The sequence below is a fragment of the Brotonthovivens ammoniilytica genome, from assembly GCF_025566885.1.
GTDB lineage: Bacteria > Bacillota > Clostridia > Lachnospirales > Lachnospiraceae > Brotonthovivens > Brotonthovivens ammoniilytica.
Genome location: NZ_JAOQJQ010000004.1, coordinates 215,327 through 241,090, shown reverse-complemented (window position 1 = coordinate 241,090; position 25,764 = coordinate 215,327). Strand labels below are relative to the sequence as shown.

Annotated in this window: 24 protein-coding genes; 23 read left to right on the top strand and 1 reads right to left on the bottom strand. The window is 47.2% G+C overall.

What is annotated here, in order from left to right:
- Positions 1 to 10: 10 nt before the first annotated feature.
- The 14 genes from OCV88_RS11025 (at position 11) to OCV88_RS10960 (ending at position 14,468) form a co-directional block, all read left to right on the top strand.
- Positions 11 to 424 (top strand): PrgI family protein, encoded by a 414-nt coding sequence (locus OCV88_RS11025; RefSeq protein ID WP_055271109.1) that lies wholly within the window; start codon positions 11 to 13, stop codon positions 422 to 424.
- Complete coding sequence (locus tag OCV88_RS11020) at positions 417 to 2,774, top strand: VirB4-like conjugal transfer ATPase, CD1110 family (RefSeq protein ID WP_081459203.1); 2,358 nt, start codon at positions 417 to 419, stop codon at positions 2,772 to 2,774. The genes OCV88_RS11025 and OCV88_RS11020 overlap by 8 nt, the downstream gene beginning before the upstream one ends.
- Positions 2,771 to 3,175, top strand: coding sequence for a DUF6075 family protein (locus OCV88_RS11015; protein ID WP_081459202.1), 405 nt, complete (start codon positions 2,771 to 2,773; stop codon positions 3,173 to 3,175). Before OCV88_RS11020 ends, OCV88_RS11015 begins: the two co-directional genes overlap by 4 nt.
- A 26-nt stretch (positions 3,176 to 3,201) precedes the next feature.
- Complete coding sequence (locus OCV88_RS11010; RefSeq protein ID WP_105205004.1) at positions 3,202 to 3,954, top strand: DUF6674 family protein; 753 nt, start codon at positions 3,202 to 3,204, stop codon at positions 3,952 to 3,954.
- Between the two features lie 17 nt (positions 3,955 to 3,971).
- Complete coding sequence (gene srtB, locus OCV88_RS11005) at positions 3,972 to 4,760, top strand: class B sortase (RefSeq protein WP_015535510.1); 789 nt, start codon at positions 3,972 to 3,974, stop codon at positions 4,758 to 4,760.
- Positions 4,761 to 4,793: 33 nt separating this feature from the next.
- Complete coding sequence (locus OCV88_RS11000) at positions 4,794 to 6,605, top strand: CHAP domain-containing protein (RefSeq protein WP_164998203.1); 1,812 nt, start codon at positions 4,794 to 4,796, stop codon at positions 6,603 to 6,605.
- 202 nt (positions 6,606 to 6,807) lie between these two features.
- A complete protein-coding gene (locus OCV88_RS10995) occupies positions 6,808 to 7,398 on the top strand; it encodes a TetR/AcrR family transcriptional regulator (protein ID WP_015535507.1) in 591 nt (196 codons plus the stop codon).
- A gap of 67 nt (positions 7,399 to 7,465) precedes the next feature.
- Positions 7,466 to 9,223, top strand: a complete 1,758-nt coding sequence (locus OCV88_RS10990; RefSeq protein WP_015535506.1) for an ABC transporter ATP-binding protein — start codon at positions 7,466 to 7,468, stop codon at positions 9,221 to 9,223.
- Between the two features lies 1 nt (position 9,224).
- Positions 9,225 to 10,949, top strand: a complete 1,725-nt coding sequence (locus OCV88_RS10985; protein ID WP_015535505.1) for an ABC transporter ATP-binding protein — start codon at positions 9,225 to 9,227, stop codon at positions 10,947 to 10,949.
- A gap of 11 nt (positions 10,950 to 10,960) precedes the next feature.
- Positions 10,961 to 12,460, top strand: a complete 1,500-nt coding sequence (locus tag OCV88_RS10980) for an ABC transporter ATP-binding protein (RefSeq protein WP_044932501.1) — start codon at positions 10,961 to 10,963, stop codon at positions 12,458 to 12,460.
- Positions 12,453 to 13,157 (top strand): energy-coupling factor transporter transmembrane component T family protein, encoded by a 705-nt coding sequence (locus OCV88_RS10975; protein ID WP_044932499.1) that lies wholly within the window; start codon positions 12,453 to 12,455, stop codon positions 13,155 to 13,157. Before OCV88_RS10980 ends, OCV88_RS10975 begins: the two co-directional genes overlap by 8 nt.
- A gap of 14 nt (positions 13,158 to 13,171) precedes the next feature.
- The gene (locus OCV88_RS10970; protein WP_015535504.1) at positions 13,172 to 13,759 is read left to right on the top strand and encodes an MptD family putative ECF transporter S component; all 588 of its coding nucleotides are present in this window, start codon (positions 13,172 to 13,174) and stop codon (positions 13,757 to 13,759) included.
- Positions 13,760 to 13,797: 38 nt separating this feature from the next.
- A complete protein-coding gene (locus tag OCV88_RS10965; protein ID WP_015535503.1) occupies positions 13,798 to 14,169 on the top strand; it encodes a metal-dependent transcriptional regulator in 372 nt (123 codons plus the stop codon).
- 131 nt (positions 14,170 to 14,300) lie between these two features.
- Positions 14,301 to 14,468 carry a cysteine-rich KTR domain-containing protein gene (locus tag OCV88_RS10960; protein WP_158425547.1) on the top strand — a complete coding sequence of 56 codons (168 nt, stop codon included), beginning with the start codon at positions 14,301 to 14,303 and terminating at the stop codon, positions 14,466 to 14,468.
- A gap of 50 nt (positions 14,469 to 14,518) precedes the next feature.
- On the opposite strand, the gene OCV88_RS10955 is transcribed toward OCV88_RS10960, so the two are convergent.
- Positions 14,519 to 14,851 carry a helix-turn-helix domain-containing protein gene (locus tag OCV88_RS10955; protein WP_049940538.1) on the bottom strand — a complete coding sequence of 111 codons (333 nt, stop codon included), beginning with the start codon at positions 14,849 to 14,851 and terminating at the stop codon, positions 14,519 to 14,521.
- A 514-nt stretch (positions 14,852 to 15,365) separates the two neighbouring features.
- Between OCV88_RS10955 and OCV88_RS10950 the strand changes: the two genes are divergently transcribed.
- From OCV88_RS10950 to OCV88_RS10910, 9 genes are all read left to right on the top strand, one after another.
- The gene (locus OCV88_RS10950) at positions 15,366 to 15,818 is read left to right on the top strand and encodes an RNA polymerase sigma factor (protein ID WP_044932497.1); all 453 of its coding nucleotides are present in this window, start codon (positions 15,366 to 15,368) and stop codon (positions 15,816 to 15,818) included.
- A gap of 620 nt (positions 15,819 to 16,438) precedes the next feature.
- Positions 16,439 to 16,969 carry a type II toxin-antitoxin system PemK/MazF family toxin gene (locus OCV88_RS10945; protein ID WP_015535501.1) on the top strand — a complete coding sequence of 177 codons (531 nt, stop codon included), beginning with the start codon at positions 16,439 to 16,441 and terminating at the stop codon, positions 16,967 to 16,969.
- A gap of 9 nt (positions 16,970 to 16,978) precedes the next feature.
- On the top strand, positions 16,979 to 17,215 hold the full coding sequence (locus tag OCV88_RS10940) for a helix-turn-helix domain-containing protein (RefSeq protein ID WP_044933357.1): 237 nt from the start codon (positions 16,979 to 16,981) through the stop codon (positions 17,213 to 17,215).
- 61 nt (positions 17,216 to 17,276) lie between these two features.
- Positions 17,277 to 18,509: a tyrosine-type recombinase/integrase gene (locus tag OCV88_RS10935; protein ID WP_015535500.1), complete on the top strand. Its 1,233-nt coding sequence runs from the start codon at positions 17,277 to 17,279 to the stop codon at positions 18,507 to 18,509.
- A gap of 143 nt (positions 18,510 to 18,652) precedes the next feature.
- A complete protein-coding gene (locus tag OCV88_RS10930; protein WP_015535499.1) occupies positions 18,653 to 19,864 on the top strand; it encodes a tyrosine-type recombinase/integrase in 1,212 nt (403 codons plus the stop codon).
- 328 nt (positions 19,865 to 20,192) lie between these two features.
- Entirely contained in the window at positions 20,193 to 20,450 is a 258-nt protein-coding gene (locus OCV88_RS10925; protein ID WP_158425546.1) for a YhdT family protein, read from the top strand.
- Entirely contained in the window at positions 20,443 to 21,930 is a 1,488-nt protein-coding gene (gene panF, locus OCV88_RS10920; RefSeq protein ID WP_158425545.1) for a sodium/pantothenate symporter, read from the top strand. Before OCV88_RS10925 ends, panF begins: the two co-directional genes overlap by 8 nt.
- Positions 21,931 to 22,081: 151 nt before the next feature.
- The gene (locus tag OCV88_RS10915; RefSeq protein ID WP_158425544.1) at positions 22,082 to 22,843 is read left to right on the top strand and encodes a prolipoprotein diacylglyceryl transferase; all 762 of its coding nucleotides are present in this window, start codon (positions 22,082 to 22,084) and stop codon (positions 22,841 to 22,843) included.
- A gap of 162 nt (positions 22,844 to 23,005) precedes the next feature.
- Positions 23,006 to 25,714, top strand: coding sequence for a translation factor GTPase family protein (locus OCV88_RS10910; protein WP_158425543.1), 2,709 nt, complete (start codon positions 23,006 to 23,008; stop codon positions 25,712 to 25,714).
- Positions 25,715 to 25,764: the final 50 nt, after the last annotated feature.

The following is a 25,764-nucleotide window of genomic DNA, read 5'->3' as shown; positions in this document are numbered from 1 at the left end:
AGGTGATATTTTGGAAGTCAAGATCAACCGGGAAATCCGCAACTACACCGAATCCATGTTTTTCGGGCTGAGTATGCGGCAGTTCATCTTTTCTGTCCTCGCCTGCAGCGTGGCCGTGGGCCTTTACTTTATCCTGCGCCCCTACTTTGGGGTGGAAACCCTGTCCTGGATGTGCATTTTGGGGGCGGCCCCCTTTGCCATGCTGGGGTTCATCACCTATCACGGTATGACGGCGGAACAATTTATCTGGGCGTGGCTGCGCTCGGAAATGCTGGAGCCGAAGGAGTTTAAGTTCGAGGACAGCAACTACTACTATGCGGCCCTGAAAGATACCATCGAGGAGCTGCAAACCGGGCGGCCCGGCAAGAAGCGCCGGAAGGAGCCGAAACACTTTAGCAAACGGAAGGAGGCCAAGCATGATTAAGACCATCAAAACCATGTCCAAGCAGGAAAAGGAGCGTTACACCGTCCCCCGGAAGGTGCAGGATGTGATCCCCGTCCGCCGTATCTGGCCGGACGGCATCTTCCTTGTGGGGAACAAGTTCTCCAAAACCTATAAATTCAGCGACATCAACTATCTGGTGGCCAGCCGCGAGGACAAGGAATCCATGTTCCTCACCTATTCGGAGCTGCTCAATTCCCTGGATTCCGGTGCGGTGACGAAAATCACCATCAATAACCGCCGTATGAATCAGGCCAACTTTGAAACGTCCATCCTCATGCCCATGCAGGGGGATTTCCGGGATGAGTACCGGGGGGAATATAACCAAATGCTGCTGGATAAAGCCACCGGAGCCAACGGCATTATGCAGGAAAAGTATATCACCATCTCCGTGGTGAAGAAGGATATTGAGGAGGCCCGCGCCTATTTTTCTCGTGTGGGAGCCGACCTGATTTCCCACTTTGCGGCCCTTGGCTCCAAGTGCGTGGAGCTGGACGCCACCGAGCGCCTGCGTATCCTGCACGACTTCTACCGCCAAGGCGAGGAATCCGAGTTTGTTTTCAATGCCCGTGAGATGATGAAGCGGGGCCACAGCTTCAAGGACTATATCTGCCCGGACGGGATCGAAAAAAAGAGCGACTATCTGAAGCTGGGCGGCAAGTTCTGCCGGGTGCTGTTCCTCAAAGACTACGCCTCTTATATTAAGGATAACATGGTGACGGAGCTTACCGATTTCAACCGAAATCTGATGTTCTCCATCGACATTGTGCCGGTTCCCACGGATGAGGCCGTGCGGGAGGTGGAAAACCGCCTGCTGGGTGTGGAAACCAACATCACCAACTGGCAGCGCCGCCAGAACGCCAACAACAACTTCTCTGCTGTGGTCCCCTACGATATGGAATTGCAGCGCAAGGAAAGCAAGGAGTTTTTGGATGACCTCACCACCCGCGACCAGAGGATGATGTTCGCGGTGATGACCCTGGCCATCACCGCCGACACCAAGGAGCAGCTTGACAGCGATACCGAAGCGGTGCTTTCCGTGGCGCGAAAGCACATGTGCCAGCTTGCGGTGCTCAAGTTCCAGCAGCTTGATGGCCTGAACACCGCCCTGCCCATCGGGGTGCGGAAAATCAACGCCTTCCGTACCCTCACCACGGAATCCCTGGCCGTATTCATCCCCTTCAAGGTCCAGGAGATCCAGGATAAGGGCGGCATTTACTTTGGAGAGAACGCCATTTCCCACAACCTCATCATGTGCAACAAGGCGAACCTTTTGAACCAGTCGGCCTTCCTGCTGGGCGTCCCCGGCGCGGGCAAGTCCTTCAGCGCCAAGGAGCTGATCGCGTTTCTTATGCTCCACCCAGATTACGCAAATGACGACATCCTGATCTGTGACCCGGAGGGAGAATTTGGCGCACTCGTCAAAGCCCTGGGCCGGGAGAAAGCGACGGTGGCCCATCTGGTGGCAGGCGGCAAGGACCGCCTCAACGCCATGTATATGGTGGAGGGCTACGGTGAGCAAAACCCCATCGTGGAAAAGAGCCAGTTTGTCATGTCCCTCATCGAGCAGATCGACAAGCGCGGCGTGGGGCCGCAGCATAAATCCATCATCGACCGCTGCACCGCCCTGGTGTACCCGGAGGCGGAGAATGCCGGGAGGGTGGCTACCCTCTGCGACCTGCGTCAAAAACTGCTGGAGCAGCCGGAGGATAAGGCCAGGGAGATCGCCCTTTCCCTGGAGCTTTACACCACCGGTTCCCTGGACATCTTTGGCCGGGAAAGCACGGTGGATTTGAACAAGCCCTATGTGGTGTTCGACATCCACGGCCTGGGCGAGCAGCTAAAGCCTGCCGGTTCCCTGGTCATCACCGATACGATCCTCAACCGCGTCACCCTCAACTGGAAACGGGGCAAGCGCACCCATGTGTTCATCGACGAGTTCCATGTGATGTTTGAGAATGAGCAAAGCGGCATTTTCTTTAATTCCGCATGGAGGCAGTTTAGAAAGCGTGGGGCCTACCCGACTGCTATCACCCAGAACGTGGAGTACCTTTTGGATTCCGTCCAGGCCAGCACCATGCTCTCTAACTCGGAGTTTATCGTCATGCTGAACCAGGCGGCGTCCGACCGGGCAAAGCTGGCGAAGCTCCTCAATATCTCCAACGAGCAGATGAGCTATGTCACCAATGCGGACGCTGGCTGCGGCCTCATCCGGTATGGCAGCGCCCTGGTGCCGTTCATCAACCGATTCCCCCGTGACACCAAGCTCTATGCCCTGATGACGACCAAGCCCGGTGAAGGCGTATTCGGCGGCGAGGAGGTGCCGGTATGAGCAATCTTCGCTTTGCGTCCCCGGAACACCGGGATTTCTTTTTGGATATGATGAGCGAGGCTCGGAGGAACGACTGTTACCACCGGGCCTTTTTCTATGTGATGGGGATTGCCCCGGAAACGCGGTCAAACATCCGCCAGATGTTTGACTTCAAGCAGGACTGTATCGAGCCGGATGGTATGCACGGCGGCTGGCAGACCAGCGGCACCGTCCGGGTGTGCCGCCTTGCTTTTAATCTCTGGAACGGCTATACCGACCCGGAGCACAGCAACGCCTATTCCCCGGAGGATTTGTTCTGCTGCGAGTTCGCCCCCTACTTTATGGAAGGCGTGAAAATCCGTTACCCGAAATACTGCCGGGAGCTGCCCCCTGTAAGAAAGCAGGCGGAACCGGCGCGATGATACGTTTGAGAATGGAGGAATGAACAATGGCTGAACCGGCTCTTACGTTGCGGGACCACCCGCAGATCATAGACCTGATTTCCGTTCTGGAACAGAGCGGGCTTCAAAAGCAGAAGGAAGAAGTACAGGCCCTGGTGGGCTATATCGACGGTATGGAAGAAAAGCTGTCCCAGATGATGGACGAAATGAAGGAAATGCGCCTGGAGGTGGGCAAGCTCCACGACAAGGGAATCCGCGCACGGTGCTCCCAGCTTGCGGACACTGTGGAGGGTAAAGTCCGCCAGACCAAAGTGATGGTTTCCACGGCAAAGGAAAACCTCATTTCATCTGCAAAGCAGATGGTGCAGACCTTCCGGGAAAAAGGGCGCTCTGCCCTGTGCCATGCGGCCCAGGCCCTGCACATCCCCTCAGTTCTTTCCCGGATGGGACGGGGCTTTGCCCATTCGGAAAAAAGCATGGGGCAACTCGCTGTGAGACTGGACTCCATGCGGGAAGAATTGCACCAGGCGGGTGGCCACATCAAAAACGCCGGGCTTGCCCTTACGGGAAAGGAACCCCAGGAAAGCAAGGAATTATCTGCGGATAAGGGTGTGCTTGCCAAGCTGCGGAGCTTTGTGCTGTCTTGCGGCAAGGTGTTTTCGGAAATGGAACGCGACATGGCGCTCACGGTGGAGCGAATCAATGGCGGGCGCTCATCGGTGAAAACCGAACTGCAGGGGTTGAGATCGGCCCAGGCCGGGCAGCGCCGCCAAGCGGCCAGCAAGGAACAGGCACGATAAGTACAGGAGGGTGAAATATGAGTGACAAAGTGAAAAGCAGACTGATGATCGCTGGGGCGGCCTTTTGTGCCGCCCTGTTCCTTTTCTCCGGGGCTATGTTGGCCCGCGAATATCTGGACCAAAAGCAAAGCGCCGAAGCCTTTGACGAGGTGGCCGGGCTGGTCAAGGAAGATGTGGAGTTGCCCGCGCTGGAGCTGGCCGATGACCCGGCCCAGGAGCCGGAAGAACTCACGGCTTTTGAAAAGTATGCGGATGTGTACGCCAAGAACAGCGATTTGGTGGGCTGGATTTCTATTCCCGGCACCCGGATTGATTATCCCGTCATGCAGACCAAGGATAACCCCAACTTCTATCTGAAGCACGCTTTTGATAAGTCGTACAGCAGCTATGGGGTGCCCTATATGCAGGAAAACTGCGACGTCGGCATTTCCGACAATCTGATGCTGTACGGCCATCACATGAACAACGGCAGTATGTTCTCCGATCTGTGCAAGTACGAGAGTGAGGATTTCTACCAGGACCACAAGACCATTCATTTTGATACGCTGGACAGCTTTGGCGAGTATGAGGTAATCGCCGCATTTAAGACGGTGGCCTACTCAGAGCAAGGCTTCAAGTATTACCACTTCGTCCGGGCCGAACAGGAAGAAGATTTTGACGAGTTTATTGCCAAGTGCAAGGAACTGGCGCTCTATGACACGGGCGTGACTGCGGAATACGGCGACCAGCTCATTACCCTTTCCACCTGCGAGTATTCCCGAACCAACGGGCGGATGGTGGTTGTCGCCAAGCTGCTGGAGGAATAAGGGCGGCCCCGCCCGGGGAAGGAGGTGAAGCCCATGGGCAAGGGTATAAAAACAAGAGTTTCTGCGAAAAAAGGCATTAAAGCGATTGATAAAGCGGCGGTTGCTTCTGAACGGATGAAGGAGGCATATATCCGCACCAAGGATAAGGCCGACCACAGCCTGTATGCGGAGGAAAGCTCTCCTGGTGAATATGCGTCCGACCGCCTTTCCGCTGGGGTGGATAACGTCACCCATGAAGCGGTTCACCAGTTTGATAAACAGGGCCGCAGAGGGGTTCAGACGACTAAGGAGAATATCTCCCAGCTCAAGGAGAAAATCCAAAAGCGGAAAGCCGCAGCCGAACAGCCGAAAAAACAAGCGGAGAAACAGGCGGCTCAGCAGGCTGGGCAGCCCGCCACACGCTGGAGTGGCCGTCAGGCAGCCGATACGGTTTCCGAGCCGGCCAAGGCGGTCCGTCAGGAGCGCGGGGCCATCAAGACCCTGGACCGCGGCAAGAAAGGCATTAAGACAGTGGACAGGGGCCGAAAAAACATCAAGCAGGCTTCTTCCACGGCCAAGGGAACCATAAAAACCACCAGCAAATCCATTAAGACGGCGGAAAAGACTGCCAAGGCCAGTATCAAGACCAGCCAACAGGCGGCTAAAGCTGCCCAGCGGACTGCCCAGGCCACGGCGCGGGCGGCCAGGGCTGCAGCTCATGCCGCCCGCATAGCGGCTCGAACTGCGGTAGTTGCGGCAAAGGCAGCGGTCAAGGCTACGGTTGCGGCGGTGAAAGCCATCATTGCAGCCACCAAGGCGCTGATTGCCGCCATCGCTGCCGGGGGCTGGATCGCCGTGCTGGTAATTATTGTAATCTGCCTCATCGGTATGATTATCGGCTCCTGCTTTGGGATTTTCTTTTCCGGCGAGGATTCCGGCACCGGGCAGACCATGCAGACTGCTGTACAGGAGATCAATACAGATTACCAGGAGAACCTGGATGAGATCAAGACGTCCCACAGCTATGATGTGTTGGAGATGTCCGGTTCCCGCGCTGTGTGGAAAGAGGTATTGGCGGTTTACGCCGTCAAAACCACCACCGATTCGGACAACGCCCAGGAAGTGGCCACCATGGATGATGAGAAGCTAGAGCTGTTAAAGGACATCTTCTGGCAGATGAATGAGATCTCGTCCAGCACGTCCACCCAGACGGAAACAGTGATTGAAACATCCGATGACGGCAACGGCAATATCGTGGAAACGGAAACCACGGTCACGCAAACCTATCTGTATATCACTGTCAGCCACAAGACTGCGGAGGAAATGGCCAACCAGTTCGGCTTTAACGAGGACCAGCGGGAACAGATGGCGGAACTTTTAGCCGATGAGAACAATTCCCTTTGGTCCCAGGTGCTTTACGGCATTACCGGAGGGGATGGCGAAATCGTCACGGTGGCGCTCTCCCAGGTGGGCAATGTTGGCGGCGAACCGTACTGGAGCTGGTACGGCTTTGGCAGTCGTGTGGAATGGTGCGCCTGCTTTGTAAGCTGGTGCGCCAATGAGTGCGGTTATATCGAAGCCGGCGTGATCCCGAAGTTTGCGGCCTGCGCGTCCCAGGGTGTTCCCTGGTTCCAGGAGCGTGGGCTGTGGCAGGATAACAGCTATGAGCCGCGCCCCGGCGACATCATCTTTTTTGACTGGGATGATGGAGGCCAAGACGGTTCTTCCGACCATGTGGGGATTGTGGAGAAGGTGGAGAATGGCCGCGTCTACACCGTGGAGGGCAACTCTGGCGACTCCGTGCGACAGAACAGCTATCCCGTGGGATACTATGAGATTTACGGGTATGGCACACCTGCCTGTTAACAGCTCCAAAAAAGAAGAAGCCCAGCCGCACAGGCGGCTGGGTACATAATGATAATAACAAAAGCATCGTCCCCTTGACAGCAAGACAAAAATATGCTATTCTGATTTTGGTTTGATAATTAGATTATCTTAAATAAAGCGATTATCAGAGAAGGGAGAAAATATTTTGAGTTACTGTTCCGACTTGACAAGAGAGCGAATTATGGAATGTGCGAAAGTGGAATTCCTAAAAAAAGGCTTTCAGGCAACGCAGCTTAAAGATATTGTTACCGCTGCAAAGGTTACAACAGGTGCAATATATCGACATTTTAAGGATAAAGAAGCGTTGTTTTTTGCCTTAATCGAAGATGTTTACCATTATACATTAGATTTTCTGGATAATGCAGAACCTTACGATAAAGTTGGAATTAGAGAAGCTATTGAAAGGGATTCTGTTGAAGCGTCATATGTTCAGGCAATGACATATGTCAACTATATGTACGAGCATTTGGAGGAATTTCAACTCTTGCTGAAATGCAGCAAAGGTTCTCGCGTCGAAAACTTTATAGAAGAAATTACAATTCAATATACGAAACAGAATGCCCTATTTGTAAAGGCGGCATATGAAGCGGGATATGCGAAATGTCTGCCAAACGATATAGAAATACACATTTTGACGCATGGATATATTACTGCACTATGTGAGTGTGTTTTGCACGATGTTCCTTATAAAAAGGCGGAGGATTATGTAAAAAATATCATAAAATTCCAGCACTATGGCTGGTATGGTGTATTAGGGCTTCCACTAAAATAAGTGGCTTTTGCCATTTATTTTTTGCCAAATAGTTAGTTTTCGCTAACCTATTTAAGGAGGATTTTTCATGAAGAAAAAAACGAAACCTGGAGCAATTCAGCAATTGTTGAGTTATGCAGGAAATAATAAAAAGCAACTATATCTTTCAACCTTTCTTGCAACGCTGGGCGAACTATTCGGGATGGCCCCCTTTATTACAGTGTCATTATTAGTCGCGGAACTATTTAACAAAACAGCTACTATTCAAAATGTATGTATCTTGTTTGCAGTCGCTTTGGGCGGGCAAATATTAAAACTGTGGCTTACATATCAATCCTCTTTTATGTCGCATAAGGCTACATATAAAATATTGAAAAATATCCGTAGCAAAATCGCAGATAAAATGCTTCGGGTTCCAATGGGCGTCATGTTGGATACGCCGACCGGAAATTTCAAAAATTTGATGGCAGATACAGTTTCAAAATTAGAGGATTCGATGGCTCATTTTATGCCTGAAATAACCTCTAATGTAGTGGCTCCCCTATGCTGTATACTACTGGTATTTATTCTTGACTGGCGCATGGGATTAGCTGCATTGATTACAATTCCCCTCGGACTTTTGGGTTACATTGGAATGATGAACGATTATGTGAATAAAAGTACCACTTATATGAAATCACAAAATGCGATGAACAGTACGCTGGTTGAGTATGTAAATGGTATAGAGGTTATTAAGGCATTTAATCAAGGAAGTGCTTCTTATAGTAAATTTACAGGTGCAATTAACTTCTTCCATGACAGTACTCTGGCATGGTGGAAGCAGAGTTGGCTTTGGTCAGCAGTCATTCAGGCTGTAATGCCGACAACATTGTTGGGAACGCTTCCGATTGGCGCATGGCTTTATATGACTGGAACATTACCATTATCAGATTTTATCACTTGCATTATCCTTCCTATTGGATTTATTGCCCCGCTTATGCGAGTAGGAAAATATTCTGAACAATTTAATATGGTGAAAGCCTGCCTCGATCAAATACGGGATTTTATTGAAAAACCGGAACTGAAACGTCCAGAAAAAAATGTTGCACTGGATGAAACAGCCTATCGCTTTGAAAATGTTTCTTTCGCTTATAACGAGACGGAAGTTCTGAAGAATGTATCCTTTGAAATCAAACCAGGTACTGTTTCAGCAATTGTCGGCCCTTCCGGTTCCGGAAAATCAACGATTGCAAAACTCATGGCTGGTTTTTGGGACGCCACAAAAGGAAAAGTTATTTTTGGCGGAAAGAATATTAAAGAGATTCCTTTCGCACAGTTGATGGGTGAAGTCAGTTATGTTGCACAGGACAATTTTCTGTTCGATGAAAGTATCCGTGAAAACATCCGGCTCGGAAAACCGGATGCGACAGACGATGAGGTGGTAGCTGCTGCAAAAGCTGCCTGCTGTCATGAGTTTATTGTAAAGTTGGAAAACGGATATGATACAAATGCCGGAGACGCAGGAGGAAAACTTTCTGGCGGAGAACGTCAGCGAATTACTATCGCAAGGGCAATTCTAAAAAATGCAAGAGTAATTATTCTTGATGAGGCCACGGCCTATGCTGATCCAGAAAATGAGTATCTCATTCAAAACGCTATCAGTAAACTTGTAAAAGGAAAAACCCTCATCGTAGTAGCTCATCGTCTTGCGACCATCCAGAAGGCTGATCAAATCCTTGTGGTGGAAAATGGAAAGATTGTTGGCTGCGGCAGGCAGGAAGAGCTTTTATCAGAATGCCCACTTTATCAAAGATTATGGAGTGATTATGTGAGTTCAGCTGATCAAGTGGAAGGAGGGACATTTTAATATGTTTTCAATTATAAAAAGGATTTTACGGTTATCTGGGAAATATCGTCCCCGTGTAATTGCCGGACTGATCTTCAATGCTCTGAAATCCTGCTGCGCCGCCTTTGTATTTTTTGCTGTGCTATTGGTAATGTTGAATATCGAACACTTAACAGAGACTGTCATTTTACAGGCATTTGGAATTGTTGCACTTAGTGTTTTGGGCCGCTTTTTGTTTCAGTACCTAAGCGATGTGCTAATGAGTGCGTCTGGATATGAGATTTTCCGGGAAAAGCGTCTTGAGATTGGAAATCAGCTCAAAAGGGCACCAATGGGCTATTTTACAGAAAATAATCTCGGCACCGTACAAACAGTATTGACAACAACAATTTCCGATCTGGAAGGGAATTGTATGCTTGCACTAACATTTTTGGTAGGAGGTTTTGTACAGGCGCTTGCCATGACGCTAATGTTGGGTATATTTTGCTGGCAGATTGGGTTTTTGGCTTTAACAGGAATTTTAGCGGGAATTCTTGTACTGGGCCAGATAAAAAAGCGGGCCGGCGCGCATACGGAAGATATGCAAAATGCTCAGGAATTGTTGGTGGGAAGTGCATTAGAATACATAAAAGGCATTTCTGTTCTGCGCATATTCGGAAAAGGCAAAGAAGGAAAAGGAAAAGTGGATCAAGCCTTTGAAAATAAGTGTCGCAGCGATATAGCGGTTACAATTTCTACTGCCGGAATTATGAAGCTGTATGAAGCCGTATTTAAGATTACAAGTTGCCTGTTATTTTTATTGTCAGCTTTGCTCTATTTGTGGGGAGTTATCACATTGCCCTATTGCCTTTTATTTATCATCTGTGCATTTTTAATGTTCATGGAATTGGAATTGATGAATGACGGGGCCTTTTTGAGTAAAATGCTCGCTACGCAGTTGGATCGGCTGGATTTCATCTCAGATATACCGGTTTTAGATGGAGACGGAAAGGATATTGTCCTGAAATCATATGAGATTGAACTGAAAGATGTTATTTTCGCTTATGACAGCCGTCCGGTTTTAGATGGAATCACCTTGAAAATCCCACAGAACTCTACTTGTGCTATCGTTGGGCCGTCAGGTTCAGGGAAAACAACTTTGTGTAATATGATTGCAAGATTTTGGGACGTAAATTCTGGAAGTGTTAAAATTGGAGGACACGATGTAAAAGAATTTACTTGTGATAGCCTTTTATCATATGTAAGTATGGTATTCCAAAAGGTGTATCTGTTTAATGATACGATTGAAAATAACATCAAATTCGGAAAACCTAACGCGACCCATGCGGAGGTGGTAGAGGCCGCTAAAAGGGCCCGCTGCCATGATTTTATAGAGGCGCTCCCACAAGGCTATGAAACAATGATAGGAGAAGCAGGTTCCACTTTGTCTGGGGGAGAAAAACAGAGAATTTCAATAGCAAGGGCGATATTGAAAGACGCGCCCATCGTTATTTTGGATGAAGCGACATCCAGCGTAGACCCGGAAAATGAAAAAGCTCTTTTGGACGCAATTTTTGAATTGACGAAAAATAAAACACTAATTTCTATCGCTCACAGGTTGTCTACTGTTCGGACGGCAGATCAAATTATTGTCATTGATCAAGGCCATATTGTTCAAAAGGGAACCCATAAGGAATTAGCAGAAAAAGAAGGGATTTATCGTACTTTTTTGAAGTGCAGGGAGAAATCCATCAGTTGGAAGCTATGAGGTGTGTTGCCATGAAAAAACAATTTCCAATTATATCTTTTGAACATGCCTCTTTTCAGTATGAAGGACAGTCTCAGGAAAGTCTAAAGGATGTAAAGCTTATCATAAAATCGGGAGAATTTCTTGTTATTACTGGGCAGAGCGGATGTGGAAAGACCACATTAACCAGGTGTATCAATAATTTGATTCCCCGCTTTTTTGAAGGCAGATTATCCGGCGAAGTCATTGTATTGGGACGTTCCATAAAAGAATCGGACGCCGGTGAGGCTGGCAAAGAGATTGCTTCAATTTTTCAAGATCCCCGCAGTCAATTTTTTACTACAAACAGTTCCAGCGAAGTTGCATTTGCCTGCGAAAACTATGGAATTCCACATAAAGAAATCGTTAAACGTGTTAACAGCGCCTTTCAGTCACTGAATATGGAGAACCTAAAAGACAGAGATATTTTTGCCCTGTCCAGTGGAGAAAGGCAAAAAGTTGCTTTTCTCGCAGCGACTACTCTTAATCCACAAATTTATGTTCTGGATGAGCCTTCGGCTAATTTAGACATTCATACAATCTTACAGGTAAGAGAGATTCTTTCTGCTTTGAAAGCCGCTGGACACACGATTATTGTTTCAGAACACAGATTGTTTTACTTATACGGACTCGCAGATCGCTTTTTAATTATGGAGGATGGTCAAATCTGCGAAGAATTAACAGGTGAGGAAATGGCAGAATTATCTGCTGTCCAAATGCACAACAGAAGGCTTCGCCCGTTAAATTTGGATTTAATACAAATAGAAAGGAAAGAATCTATTTGCCGCTCGGAAGTATTTCTCCAAATTAGAAATTTGAGCTTTTCGCATAAAGCCATGCCGGAACTTCTTCACAACATTTCATTAGAAGCCTACAAAGGCGAAACGATTGCCTTGATTGGAGAAAATGGTTGCGGGAAAACAACATTGGGGAAAATCTTGTCTGGCTTGATTCGCTGCCGCCAAGGTGCGTTTTACATTGATGGAAAGAATGTGAAGCAACAAAAATTATCCGACTATGTGTACTTTGTTATGCAGGAGGCAGATCACCAGCTTTATACAGACAGTGTGACGGAGGAATTGAGGTTAGGAAACAAAAGGATTCCAAGCATAGATGAAAAAGTGTCTCAAATTTTGAAAATGCTCCATCTGGAAAACTTCAAAGACTGCCATCCGTATGCTTTATCAGGCGGTCAAAAACAGAGACTGACAATAGGAGCGGCAATGCTTTCGGAAAAACCAATCATCGTTTTGGATGAACCAACAAGCGGGTTAGACTGGGATAATATGTGCGCTGTTGCCAATGCTGTTAATTATATGCGTGAGGCTGGAAAGCTGGTCTTTATTATTACGCATGATCTGGAGTTTATCAGCCTGACCGCCTCGCGCGCTTTGCTTTTGAAGGAAGGGATTATTAAAGATGATTTACAAATGACGGAACAAAACAATTTCAAAATCGTAAAGAATTTTATGGTGGAGGAAGGTGGTGAATAAATTGAGAAAGCATGGAGTATATTACGATTCTCGCATAAAACTTCTGTTGATTCTATTGACATCAGCTTTGGCGTTTGCTTTGGGTGGAGGCTTAACAGGCTTGTTACTCTTTGGCGTCGTTTGCCTGTTTGCTTTGCTAAGTGGACTTTGGAAAACAAGTATCAAAGTTGCAATAGTTTATATAGTTCTGCTTATGTTGGCGCAAGTCCTTCCAATTCATTTATCTTCCGTGATAACATTCTTTTTACTAAGAATTTTGACTATTGCACTTGCTTTGAATATTCTATTTCAGACTACGGAAATATCGGAATTGATAGCAGCGCTTCAGGCAAGTCATATCCCTCAAGCAATTGTGATACCAGTGGCTATCATATTGAGATTTCTTCCATCTTTGAAACAAGATGTGCTTTATATAAAACAAGGGATGAAAACGAGGGGCGTGGGATTGTCTTTTTGGAGAATAGTAAGTCATCCGGCGCAGACATACGAAGGCTTTTTAGTCCCTATACTTATGCGCCTTCTGATGACGGCGACAGAATTATCCGCATCAGCGGAAACGCGAGGCATCAGCTATCCTTGTGAAAAAACTCACTATATATTAGTTGATTTCCGCTTAAGAGATAGTATTTTGTTGATAGGTATGCTTGCTCTTTTTGCGGTTATCATATGGACATCGTTCCAACCAATATCATTTTAAGGAGGATTTATTTCATGCAAACCGAAAACAAAAAAGGATTTCAAGTAAAGGATTTGATCGTCACAGCTCTTTTATCTTTGTGCGCACTTGTTATCTATATCATTTGTGCGTTCCTATCTTTTTCTCCCTACACGATGTTAGTGGTAAGTCCATTGTGGTCATTATTGGCAGCTATTACATATTTCCTTGTAGCAGCTAAGACTAAGAAACCGTGGGCACTGTTCATTTTTTGTGCGGTAACAGGCATTTATGGATTTTATCCGCCCATGATAATTTGCTGCATTATTGCTGGCATTATTTCTGCGTTGATCGCGTGGAAAACAGGTTGCACTAATGGAAAAACACTTACGTTCAGTTATATCATTTATATGGTTTTAGCAGCATTCAGTGGTACATATATTCCCTTCTTGTTTTTCTCAAATCAAACACTTGAGCAGTATGCGGGAATGTTTGGCGAAAGTTATTTGGGAATTTTGCAAACGTTAGTATCACCTGTAACAGCTATCATAATGCTTGTCGTTGTTGCAATTTGCGCCTTTGTTGGCGCGCTCATCGCTAAGAAACTGCTCAAGAAGCATTTCAAAAAAGCAGGTATGGTGTAAATGAAGTAATTATATGTGTCAGAAGGAGGTGTACCATTATGCCCTTAACATCATCTATGGAGGACTATTTAGAGGCAGTTTTAATAGTAGCTAAAAAACAAATTGAGGTGCGCTCTGTTGATATAGCTCGACAATTAAATGTTAGCAAACCAAGCGTCTGGCGGGCAATGACTGTCCTAAAAGATGGTGGTTTCCTTACAATGGATGATCACAGTTTTCTTTTACTCACAGATTTAGGACAAGAAACAGCCAAGAAAATCTATGAGCGTCACTGTTTTTTTACTGAACAGCTTATCGCCGCAGGTATTGACCCCAAGACTGCGGAGGCCGACGCCTGCCGGATTGAACACAACATCAGCGACGAAAGTTTCTCACGGCTGAAAGAGACAGCAACACAGAAACAAGATTAACCTGGATAAATTTTTAATGGCTAACTTATGGGAGGAAAAATGAAGATTAAATAGAAAAGACACGCCGACGGGCTTGCAGAGTAGCAAGTCCTCAGCCATGTCTTGGAAACAAGAGAATGGAGGTGGTTCCCATGCAGCAAACAGAATGGGTTTATTGTCCCGTCTGCGGAACCCGTGATCGAATCAGGGAGGATACGGTTTTAATCAATTATCCTCTCTACTGCCCGAAGTGCAAACGAAAGAGCTTGATTCAGGCGAAACAGCTACACATCGTTGTCATCAAAGAGCCAGACGCATAGACGCAGAGCCGATGAACCCGTGAGAATTTCCCACGGACATCGGCTCTTTTTCACTCTTTGGGCTGGCTATCCAAGGCCGCTCTAACTGTCGCCTTGATGATCTGCATAGAACGCTCATCGCAGTTATACAGCATACGGACAAGGCTTTCCATTTCAGAATCCTCAATCTTCTTTTCCGGGAAGAAAATCTGATCGGGTAAAATGGACAGCTCCCGAATCAGCTTGTACAGGATGTCGTAGCTGGGCTTTTTGCCTTCGTTCTCGATACGATATATAAATCTCTCGCCTACTCCGACCTTGGCTGCCAGATCTTCGACCGTAATATCTGCTTTCATGCGGGCATTCTTGATGATCTCGCCAAGCATTTCATGTTCATTCTGCACTTTCAGTTCACCTCTCCTTCTATTTTACGGATTTATGCCAGATTTATAATGGCATAGCAGTTCAAATTTTAGAGAACTGATAGTGCGGATAAAAGTGAACTGACCAGGATCGTATAACTGGCCCTGTCAATAAAAAAAACGAGGTTTTGGCAGGTTGGTTTGTCATGCCCATCCCTCCAGACCACGTTTTGGCCTGGAGGGATATTTCATGCGTTGGTCATCCTTCGCACCGCTGCTTATTAGAAGCAGCGAGTATGATTCTATGTCGTAGGCCGCCTGCTTGACGGTGTACGGTCAAAAAAACTTCCCGTTTTTCAGCGGGATACTATGCCCTTCGCACTGAACCATCATGCCATGATTTATACGAACTAAAAAGAAACGCACTTGCTGTTTGGGGGAATACCCCATTCTGCAGGTGCGTTTTTCAATATAGAGAAACCCCATTTTCACGTTGTAGGGGACCGCCGGCCAGTCTGAATTTCTCGCAATTCAGACTGATCGGAGGGAAAACAGCGTGGACGCTGATAAAAAAAGAATATGGATTCGCGGCCAATTTGTCGAGGTCACGGATGAAGTGTACCGGGCCTATATGCAGGGCGACCGGAAAATGCGCTATTTTGAGAACGATTTGAAAACCGAGCGGTTCGTTCTCGGAAAGGAGGGCCAAGTGGTGCAGATCATCCCCAGCCGCGAAGATTCTTTGGACCGGCTGGTGGATGAAAATGCCCGGCAATTCTCCGATGAGCAGGAAAGCGTGGAGAGCGTGGTGCTCCACAAGCTGGAAGTGGACAGGCTACATACCGCGCTTTCCCTGCTTACCCCAGAAGAACGTGCGCTGATCCAGGCATTATTCTTTGATGAGCGCAAGGAGAGCGAGCTGGCGGTGGAACTCGGCATTTCTCAGCCCGCCGTTTATAAGAGGAAAATGAAAATCCTCAAAAAGCTAAAAATTTTTCTGGAAAAATAAGTTTTAGCGGTTATAGAACCTCTCACCCAACGGCAAATAGGGTGAGAGGTTCTTTTTATGGCCTCATGGCACCTTGAAAACTGCATACCCATTCATCAGGCACATTCCCGCTGCTTTGGCGAAAGCCAAAGCCCAGGTAGCGGCTGCGCAGTGATCTGCCGGGAGAAAACAACGAGACACCACCGAAAAAAGAGATTGTAGGTCTTTGGTTTGTTCTTCCAGGCAAGGAGCGAGAAACAGCAGGCTGCCAGTACCGGGCGGCTCCCGGTACGGCCATAACCAGCAGCGGGGACAATGATACTCCCGTCCAGCCTAACGTCCGAGCGTTGAAGCGGTTTGCCGCCGTGATCCGTCGCAGGCAATGGGGGCGGTTGCGTGAGAACCACGCGAGGGGTGAGATTCCCCGTGGAGCTGGTGAGCCGCCAGCCGTTTGATGACTTCCCGCAGTGTTCCGGGGTGTCGAGGACAAATAGGAACACTTTGAAATACGGGCCGTACAGCAGGACGGGCCAATGAAAACAGGAGGATTGTTTTATCTCTCCCTGGCCTTCATTCTGTTCTGCTGTCCGGCTCTACATAGGCGGCACCTGCCGCCTGCATTTCAAAGGGAGGTCATAGACATGAATAAGACATATCTGCGCGGCGATATGTACTATGCCGATCTGGGCCGGGGAATCGGCTCCGAACAGGAAGGGTATCGCCCTGTCCTTATTATTCAGAACGATACTGGAAACAAGCACAGCCCCACGGTCATTGTGGCAGCCATATCCAGCAAAGTGGACGCCAAGGCCAAGCTGCCCACTCATTACCTTCTCAAAGCAGAGAACGGCCTGGAGCTGCCTTCTCTGGTGCTGATGGAGCAGCTCCGCACCATTGATAAAAGACGGCTGGAAACGTACATCGGACATCTGGAGGAACAGCATATCCGCCGGCTCAACCGCGCTCTGGCAGTCAGCGTGGGATTGATTGAAGAAACGTCGAAAAATTTAATCATGTGCCTTTGTCCGGCCTGTGCCAATAACTTCTACGGCACAGGCTCTTATTATTTGCGCCGGGTCCACCCTGGCCGGGTGGAAAAGGACATCTGCACCTACTGCGGCCAGCGGCCCGGTTTTGATTATGAAGTAGTAAAAAAGAAGGAAAGGAAGTGAAGATTGGATATGGAAAAGCTGATTACTCGTAAGGAGGCGGCAAAACTGTTGGGAATCAGCCTTGCCACCTTGGATGAAGCCAGAAACAGCGGTTTGATTTCCTATATTCAATATGTACCGAATGGGTGCGTATATTTCACTTCTGCCTACCTTCAGGAATATGTTGCTAAATGCACCTATCGGGCAAAACCTGTGGAAAAGAAAGCAACCTACCGAAATGTGCGAGGAAACAAATCGCACCTTTGAGCAAATCGTGCGGTTTTGGTAAAACAAAGATACAACACCGATTGCATTTGGAGGTAGAAAAATGGCAGCAAAAAGAAAACGAATTCCCAGGTACAGCAAAGTCCAGATAAATGGGCATGAGTATTACAAAACAGATATTGAGGACGCAGATGGCAAACGGGTGATTCTTTACGGAAAAACCCGCGAGGAAGTTTACGACAAGGAAATGGCGGCTCTTGAGCAAATCGACAACGCCACATTCCGGCGTAAATCCCCCACGGTCGCCGAGTATTGTGAAAAGTGGCTTCTGATGCAGTCCGTCCATATCCGTGCCACCACATTGATTGATTATACATCCAAGGTGCGGCGGCATATTATCAAGGAGCTGGGTGAGAAACGAATGGCCGATGTAACCCTGGATGACATCCAGGTTGCCCTTGTGCCAGTCTCTAAAAAGTCGGCTTCAGTATATAAGTCCGTGGTAATCCTCTACAAGTCTATTTTCCGGGCGGCCAAGGAGAGCCATGTGATTGATACAAACCCGACGATATACCTTGAGGCAAAAGGCGGAGGCGTTCCGCAGGAGGAGCGGCAGGCTTTGACGGATGAACAGGTAGAACGGCTTTTGGACGCCATTCGTGGGTTGCCGCCCTATGTATTTGTGATGATTGGCCTGTATGCCGGGCTGCGGCGGGAAGAAATCCTTGCACTGCAATGGGATTCGGTATATCTGGATACAGATGCGCCGTATTTGACGGTCCGGCGGGCGTGGCACACGGAACATAATAGGCCGGTCATTCTCACAGAGTTAAAAACGAAGGCTGCGGAGCGGAATATCCCTCTCCCGGATCGTTTGGCAGAGTGCTTGAAAGCGGCAAAGAAAAAATCGACATCAGACTATGTAATTGCCAACCAGGATGGAGAGCCGTTGTCTTATACGCAGTTTAAGCGGCTTTGGCAGTATATCGTGACACGGACAGCAAAACCGAGGATAGCTCGCAAACTTGTGGACGGGAAATATGTGAAGTATATGCTTTACCCGAAGCTGGGTGAAAAAGCACGGAACAATGGTCATGTGGTATATAGCTTGGATTTTGAGGTTACGCCACACATGCTTCGTCATACCTACATCACAAATTTGATTCATGCTTCGGTAGACCCGAAAACAGTTCAATACTTGGCTGGCCATGAGAGCAGTAAGATCACGATGGACATTTATGCGAAGGTAAAGTACAACAAGCCGGAGCAACTGGCAGGAGTTTTAAGCGGAGCCTTTGCAGAATGGGATGGCGGTGAATACGAAGCGGCACAATAATTTGACGGAAAACGTACAAAGGGCGGGGAGTGTTCCCCGCCCTTTGCGTTTCCCAGAATCGCACCTTTGATAGAGCCATGATTTTTCAGTATAAAGAAGGTATCGGCGCTGAAATACATATTAAATAGAAAGGAACTGAAATCATGGCGAAAAAACAAGAAAATGTTCCCCGGTATGGCACTGCCATGCGGAGGGGGATTCAATATTACAGGACTCGGATCACCGATGCCGATGGAAAAAGGGTGGACTTGTATGCTGAAACCTGCGAGGAACTCCAGTTAAAGGAGATGGAGGCTCGACGCCAGGTAGAGGAGGCGGTTTTCCGCAGAAAACATCCAACGGTGGCAGAGTATTGCGAGAAGTGGTTGCTCATGCAGTCGGCAAAGGTATCTTCCGGCACGTTGAGAGGATATACCCAGACCATGAACAACTATATTGTCAAACCTTTAGGCGATATGTATCTTGAGGATGTGACTGCAGACGATATTCGGCTTGCGATGATTCCATTGGCTTCAAAATCTGCTGGATTGTATAGTAAGGTAAATATGCTCCTGAAATGTGTCTTTTATTCGGCAGAGCGAAGCCAGTTACTTGAATATAATCCCTGTGAGGGACTCTCGGCCAAAGGGGGAAAACCGGGGAAAAAGATAAATGCCTTGACGGATGAGCAAGTGAAGCTACTTTTAGATACTGTCCGAGGGCTTCCGCCCTATACCTTTATAATGATCGCTTTATATTCCGGCCTGCGTCGTGAAGAAATTCTGGGACTGCAATGGGACTGCGTATTTCTGGATGTTCCTACGCCGTACATCTCTGTACGGAGGGCATGGCGCTCAGAACATAACAGGCCGGTGATTTCCACAACGCTGAAAACGAAGGCGGCTCGGAGAGATATTCCGATCCCAAAGTGTTTGACAGACTGCCTGCGGGAAGTGAAAGAGAAAACCGAATCGGAATATGTGGTTGCTGACAGAAATGGAAATCCTCTTTCATCTTCGCAGTTTCAGCGGGTATGGAAATATGTAACCGTTCGCTCTACGAAACCCCATAACTATTATAAGTATGTAAATGGCCAGTGCGTGAAGTGTACGGTAACGCCTACCCCTGGCAGTCATCAGAAAAATAACCCGAAGTTAGTGTATGCCATTGACTTTGATGTAACCCCACATCAACTTCGTCACACCTATATTACTAACCTGCTGTATGCAGGCATTGACCCAAAAACTGTTCAATATCTTGCCGGGCATGAAAACAGTAAGACGACTATGGACATTTACGCGCAGGTGAAGTATAATAAACCGGAGGAACTTCTGAGTGTTGTAAATGCTGCATTTGCTCCATCTGTTGGTGTCTAAAATGCCCCCATTTTTATGATTAAATACTGGGGCAACATTTGAGGGCAGAGGCCAAAAAGCCCATAAAATCAAGGAAAACCGGCGCTAAACTGTACGCCAGTACGGTCTCAAAGGAGCACGTCGTGCACCTCAGTTCTCTAAGAGATAATCAATCGTCGAGATACAGACAATTTTATACGATTTACAGCGTTGCAGGACGCTTCAATACCTCTCAGGACTTCTGGCTCTGGGAGGTTTTTTTCTGCAGAAAGCTGTGGTAAGATTTAGTAAACAGCAGCGGTGAGCGGTTTAGACTATAAAATTTAATTGGAAATGAGGAAAAAAGTCGATGAATAAGAAAAAGATTTTTGAACAGATTAAAAAAGAGGCAAAAGCTACCTTTTTTGTCCTTGTTCTGTTGATTGTAGTTTGGTGTGTTTTGGGCTTTGGAGTCAGCAGGCTGGACATTACCTTTTTTCATACGCCGTTGTGGGCAATTACAGGCTGTCTTGGAACCTGGATATTTTCTATCCTTGCTGTCTGGTGGCTGATAAAAAGAATTTATAAAAATTTTGATTTGACAGAGGAGGAAGAAAAAGATGAATAATCTGGTAATGCTTGGTCCTATCTTTCTATTCCTCTGTTTAATGCTGGGGGTCAGCCTTTTTATAAGATATCGGAGAAAGAAGCAGGCCTCGGAGGGTTTCGTAAAGGAATATTTTATCGGTTCTAGGAGTCTGGGCGGTTTTGTGCTGGCCATGACTACCGTTGCAACCTACAGTTCTGTCAGTTCATTTGTGGGCGGGCCCGGGCAGGCATGGAGTGTGGGATTTGGCTGGATTTATATGTCTGTAGTTCAGGTAACGGCTTTATTTCTAGTGCTGGGGATTCTGGGTAAAAAGGTTGCAGTTGTATCACGGAAAATTAACGGTGTTACAATTATGGATGTGATCCGCCACCGATATCAGTCGGATGCCCTTGCCAGTCTGTCTGCAGTTATTACCATTATTTTCTTCTGTGCTACTATGGTAGCTCAGTTTGTAGGCGGGGCCAAAATCTTTCAGGCTGTTACCGGTTACTCCTATATGACCGGTCTGGTGTTGTTTGGTCTTATTGTCGTTATTTATACTACAGTGGGAGGATTCCGTGGTGTGGCAGTTACGGACGCGCTGTGTGCCATTGCAATGCTTGCGGGCATGATAATTCTGCTGTTTGGTGTTTTAAATGCCGGGGGCGGGTATACGGCGATTATGGACCATATTTCTGAATTTAAGCCGGAGATGCTAGAACCATTATCCGGAGGGCAGATGCCCTATAGTCTGTATATTTCCCAGTGGCTGCTTGTGGGAGTCTTTACCATTGGATTACCCCAGTCCGTGGTGCGGTGCATGAGTTATAAGGATACAAAATCCCTTCATCGGGCAATCCTTATAGGAACCATTGTCATTGGGGCTATGAATATCGGCATGAATTTTATCGGGGTTTTATCCCAGGGAGTACTGACAGAGGATATCTCAGCCTACGGGAACAGTGTAGATAATATTATGCCTATGACAATCGCAGCGTCCTTAAAGCCGGTGCTGGCCGGACTTACCATTATCGGCCCCATTGCTGCATCTATTTCAACCGTGTCCTCACTGCTGCTTACAGCCACCTCGTCTTTAGTAAAGGATATCTATATGCGGCAGATGGAAAAACGGAATAAAGTTCTCTCAGAGAAAAAGACAGCTGCTTACAGCCAGATCTGCACCCTTGTAATTGGATTGATTATATTTGTGATTTCCATTTCACCGCCGGATGTAATCTGGAAAATTAATATGTTTGCCTTTGGCGGCCTGGAAAGCGCCTTTGTATGGATTTTTCTGCTGGGCATGTTCTGGAGAAAGGCAAACCGTACAGGCGCAATTTTATCTATGATCGGGGGGACAGTCAGTTATTGTGTAACCATGGCCCTTGGAGTAAAGGTGATGGAACTTCATCAGATTGTAATTGGGATTGTTGTATCTCTTATTTTGATGATACTGGGTTCCTGTCTTGGAAAACCAACCGATACAAAAGTATTAGAAAACTATTTCCCGGAACAATGAGGCCGGAAGAAACTGTGGGTTGTCAATCATAAAAAACTGGGGTAATATGAGAGAAGGATTTTAGTGGTACGAAACTGGTTTATACAGTTGTGCCAGTGGGAAAACGGCGGATTCGAAAAAGGAACCGTTTTGCTGACAGAAAGGGTTTTTTATGAAAAACGATTTATTTTCAATTGGAAATTTTACGATTCACGGATACGGTCTGATGATCGCCATTGGCATTATAGCTGCGTATGTTATGGCGGAATATCGGGCAAAAAAATACAAGCTGGAGAGCCAGTACATTTTTCCATTGTTGATCTGGGGCGTTGTAATTGGCTTTGTGGGCGCGAAGGTTCTGTATTATATTACTGTTTTAGATGAAATTATTGCAGATCCCGGCCGGCTGCTGGATGTATTTGACGGCTTTGTAGTATATGGAGGAATTATTGCGGGAATTGCTGCGGGATATGTGTTCTGCCGGGTAAAAAAGCTGGAGTTTTGGAAATACCTGGATCTGGTTGTGCCATCTATTGCCCTTGCCCAGGGCTTTGGGCGTATCGGTTGTTTTCTGGCCGGCTGCTGTTACGGAATAGAAACAAGCGGTCCTCTGGCTCTCACATTTAAAGATTCCGCGTTTGCACCAAACGGGGTAGCGCTGGTGCCCACCCAGGTGTATTCCAGCATTTTTGATTTTGCTAATTTTGCGGTACTTTGTCTTCTTGCAAGAAAGAACCGGGTGCCGGGAAAAATCAGCGCACTGTATCTGATTATATACAGTATCGGACGATTTACTATAGAATTTTTCAGAGGAGATCTGCTCCGTGGGGCAATTGGCCCGCTGTCGACGTCACAGTTTATATCTGTATTTGTGGCAGTCTTTGGAGTGATACTGCTCTTAAGAAGAAGTGCAGTATGCAATAAAAATAAATAGCAGGGCAAATCATATGCTTCCCTTGTATCAGATAAATACATCTGTCTGCAGAGGGAGGCATATTTGTTTTTACTCTGGAGAAAGGTTGGTTTATCGACTTATAGTTCTTTCTGTGTTATGATAAAAAGCAAATCAAAAATAAGTAGAAAGGGGTATTTTCATATGGAAAATACGTCTGAAAATAAATCAGAAAAACGCGCCTGTATGGGTATTCTGGCCCATGTAGATGCCGGGAAAACCACACTGGCGGAGGCAATGCTGTATTCGGCGGGGAACATCAGAAAAATCGGAAGAGTGGATCATAAAGATGCATTTCTGGATACGTATGATCTGGAGCGGCAAAGGGGAATTACTATTTTTTCCAAGGAGGCCCGGATGAAGCTGGGCTCGTGGAATATTACCCTTCTTGATACGCCGGGGCATGTGGACTTTTCTGCGGAGATGGAACGGACACTTGGGGTGCTTGATTACGGGATTCTTGTGATCAGCGGCGCCGACGGCGTACAGGGACATGTACAGACGCTGTGGAACCTCTTAAAACAGTATCAGATTCCGGTCTTTTTATTTGTGAATAAAATGGATCAGAAAGGCACAGATAAAGAGGCGTTATTAAAGGAATTAAAACAAAGACTGGATGAGAGATGCACTGATTTTGGACAGGAACAGAAGGAATCAGATTTTCTGGAAAATCTGGCTCTTTGTGATGAGGCGCTTTTGGAGGAGTATCTGGAACAGGGGACGGTTTCAGCGGCGGCAGTAAAAGAAATGATTCTGACCCGAAAGGTGTTTCCTTGCTTTTTTGGCTCTGCTCTGAAGTTAGAGGGGGTGGAGGCATTTCTGGATGGCCTTGTTCGCTATATGGAAGAGCCAAAATATCCGGATACATTTGGCGCAAGAGTGTATAAGATCTCCAGAGACAGCCAGCAAACCCGGCTGACCCATATGAAGATCACCGGTGGAAGCTTAAAGGTAAAGATGCCTTTGACCAACAGAAAAAAGGAGGAACCGGCCTTAGAAGCAGCCTGGGAGGAAAAAGCAGATCAGATCCGGATTTATTCCGGTGCTGATTATGAGGCTGTGCAGGAGGCAGGACCAGGAACTGTATGTGCGGTAACCGGGCTGACAAAGACCTTTGCAGGAGAGGGGCTGGGGATGGAAGAGAATGCATCTGCTCCGGTATTAGAGCCGGTACTGACGTATCAGATTCTGCTTCCGGCTCAGGCTGATCCTTTTTTGGTTTACTTAAAGCTTAAGCAGCTGGAGGAAGAGGATCCGCTGCTTCACATTGTGTGGAAAGAGCAGCTTGGAGAAATTCATGCGCAGGTAATGGGAGAGGTACAGATTGAAATCCTGAAAAATCTGATTTTAGAGAGGTTTGGAATCAATGTGGACTTTGGCGCCGGAAGTATTGTATACAAGGAAACCATTGCAGATACTGTAGAGGGGATCGGGCATTTTGAGCCTCTGCGTCATTATGCGGAAGTTCACCTTCTTCTGACACCTCTTCCCCCGGGAAGCGGTCTTGAGTTTACCGCAGACTGCAGTGAGGAGATACTGGACAAAAACTGGCAGCGGCTGATTTTGACGCATTTAAAGGAAAAGAAACATATTGGGGTGCTGACCGGTTCTGAGATCACTGATATGAAAATCACGCTGGCGGCGGGACGGGCTCATCAAAAGCATACAGAAGGCGGAGATTTCCGCCAGGCCACTTACCGGGCGCTGCGCCAGGGGTTAAGGAAGGCGGAGTCTGTTCTTCTAGAACCGGTATATGAATTTCGTCTGGAAGTGCCGGGACAGATGATTGGACGGGCCATGTCAGATATACAGAAAATGCATGGAAGCTTTCTGCCTGCAGAGAATAAAGGAGATGTTTCCGTTCTTACCGGAAAGGTTCCGGCAGCAGCTATGGAAGGGTATATGACGGAAGTGGCGGCTTACACAAAAGGATGCGGCCGTTTATTCTGCAGCTTGAAAGGATATGAACCATGCCATAATGCAGATGAGGTGATTGCAGGCGCCGGGTATGATGCTGACAGCGATCCGGATCATCCAACGGGCTCTGTATTCTGTGCTCATGGAGCCGGATATTATGTAAGCTGGGATCAGGTGGAGCAGCATATGCATGTGGACAGCGTGTGGAAGGAGAAGACAGTACAGGAATCAAAAGCAGCTGTTCCGGACTTTAAGAAGCGTCAGCAGGATTCCTGGGCCAGTGAAAAAGAGCTGGAGGAGATTTTTTCGCGTACTTACGGACCGGTTAAGAGGAGTCACAATGCCTTTAAGAAAAAAACTGCGTCGCTTCCGCCTGCAGTTTCTGGCGGCAGATCTCAAAGGAAAACAGGGGATAAGGAATATCTTCTTGTGGACGGATATAATATTATTTTTGCCTGGGATGAATTAAAGGAATTGGCCCAGGAGAACATTGAGGCTGCCAGAAATAAACTGATGGATATTTTATGCAATTACCAGGGCTATAAGCAGGTTACGCTGATTCTTGTCTTTGATGCGTATAAAGTGAAGGGAAATCCCGGTGAGATATTGAAGTATCACAACATTCATGTTGTTTATACCAGAGAGGCAGAAACGGCAGACCAGTATATTGAAAAAACTGTTCATGAGATTGGAAGAAAATATCAGGTGACGGTTGCTACTTCGGATGCATTAGAGCAGGTGATTATTCTGGGGCAGGGGGGCGCAAGAATGTCTGCCCTAGGACTTTACCAGGAAATAGAAGCCATGGCAAAAGAGCTTCAAAATCAGTATCTTGAACAGGAGAAGGCTGGCGGCAGCTTTTTATTTCAATCTCTGCCGGAAGAACTGAAAGGTTTTATGGAAGATGTAAGGCTTGGAAAAAAGGACTTTTTATAACCGGAGATTTTACGAAGGTTTTACCAAAACCGGGTGTCAGCCGGAAACAA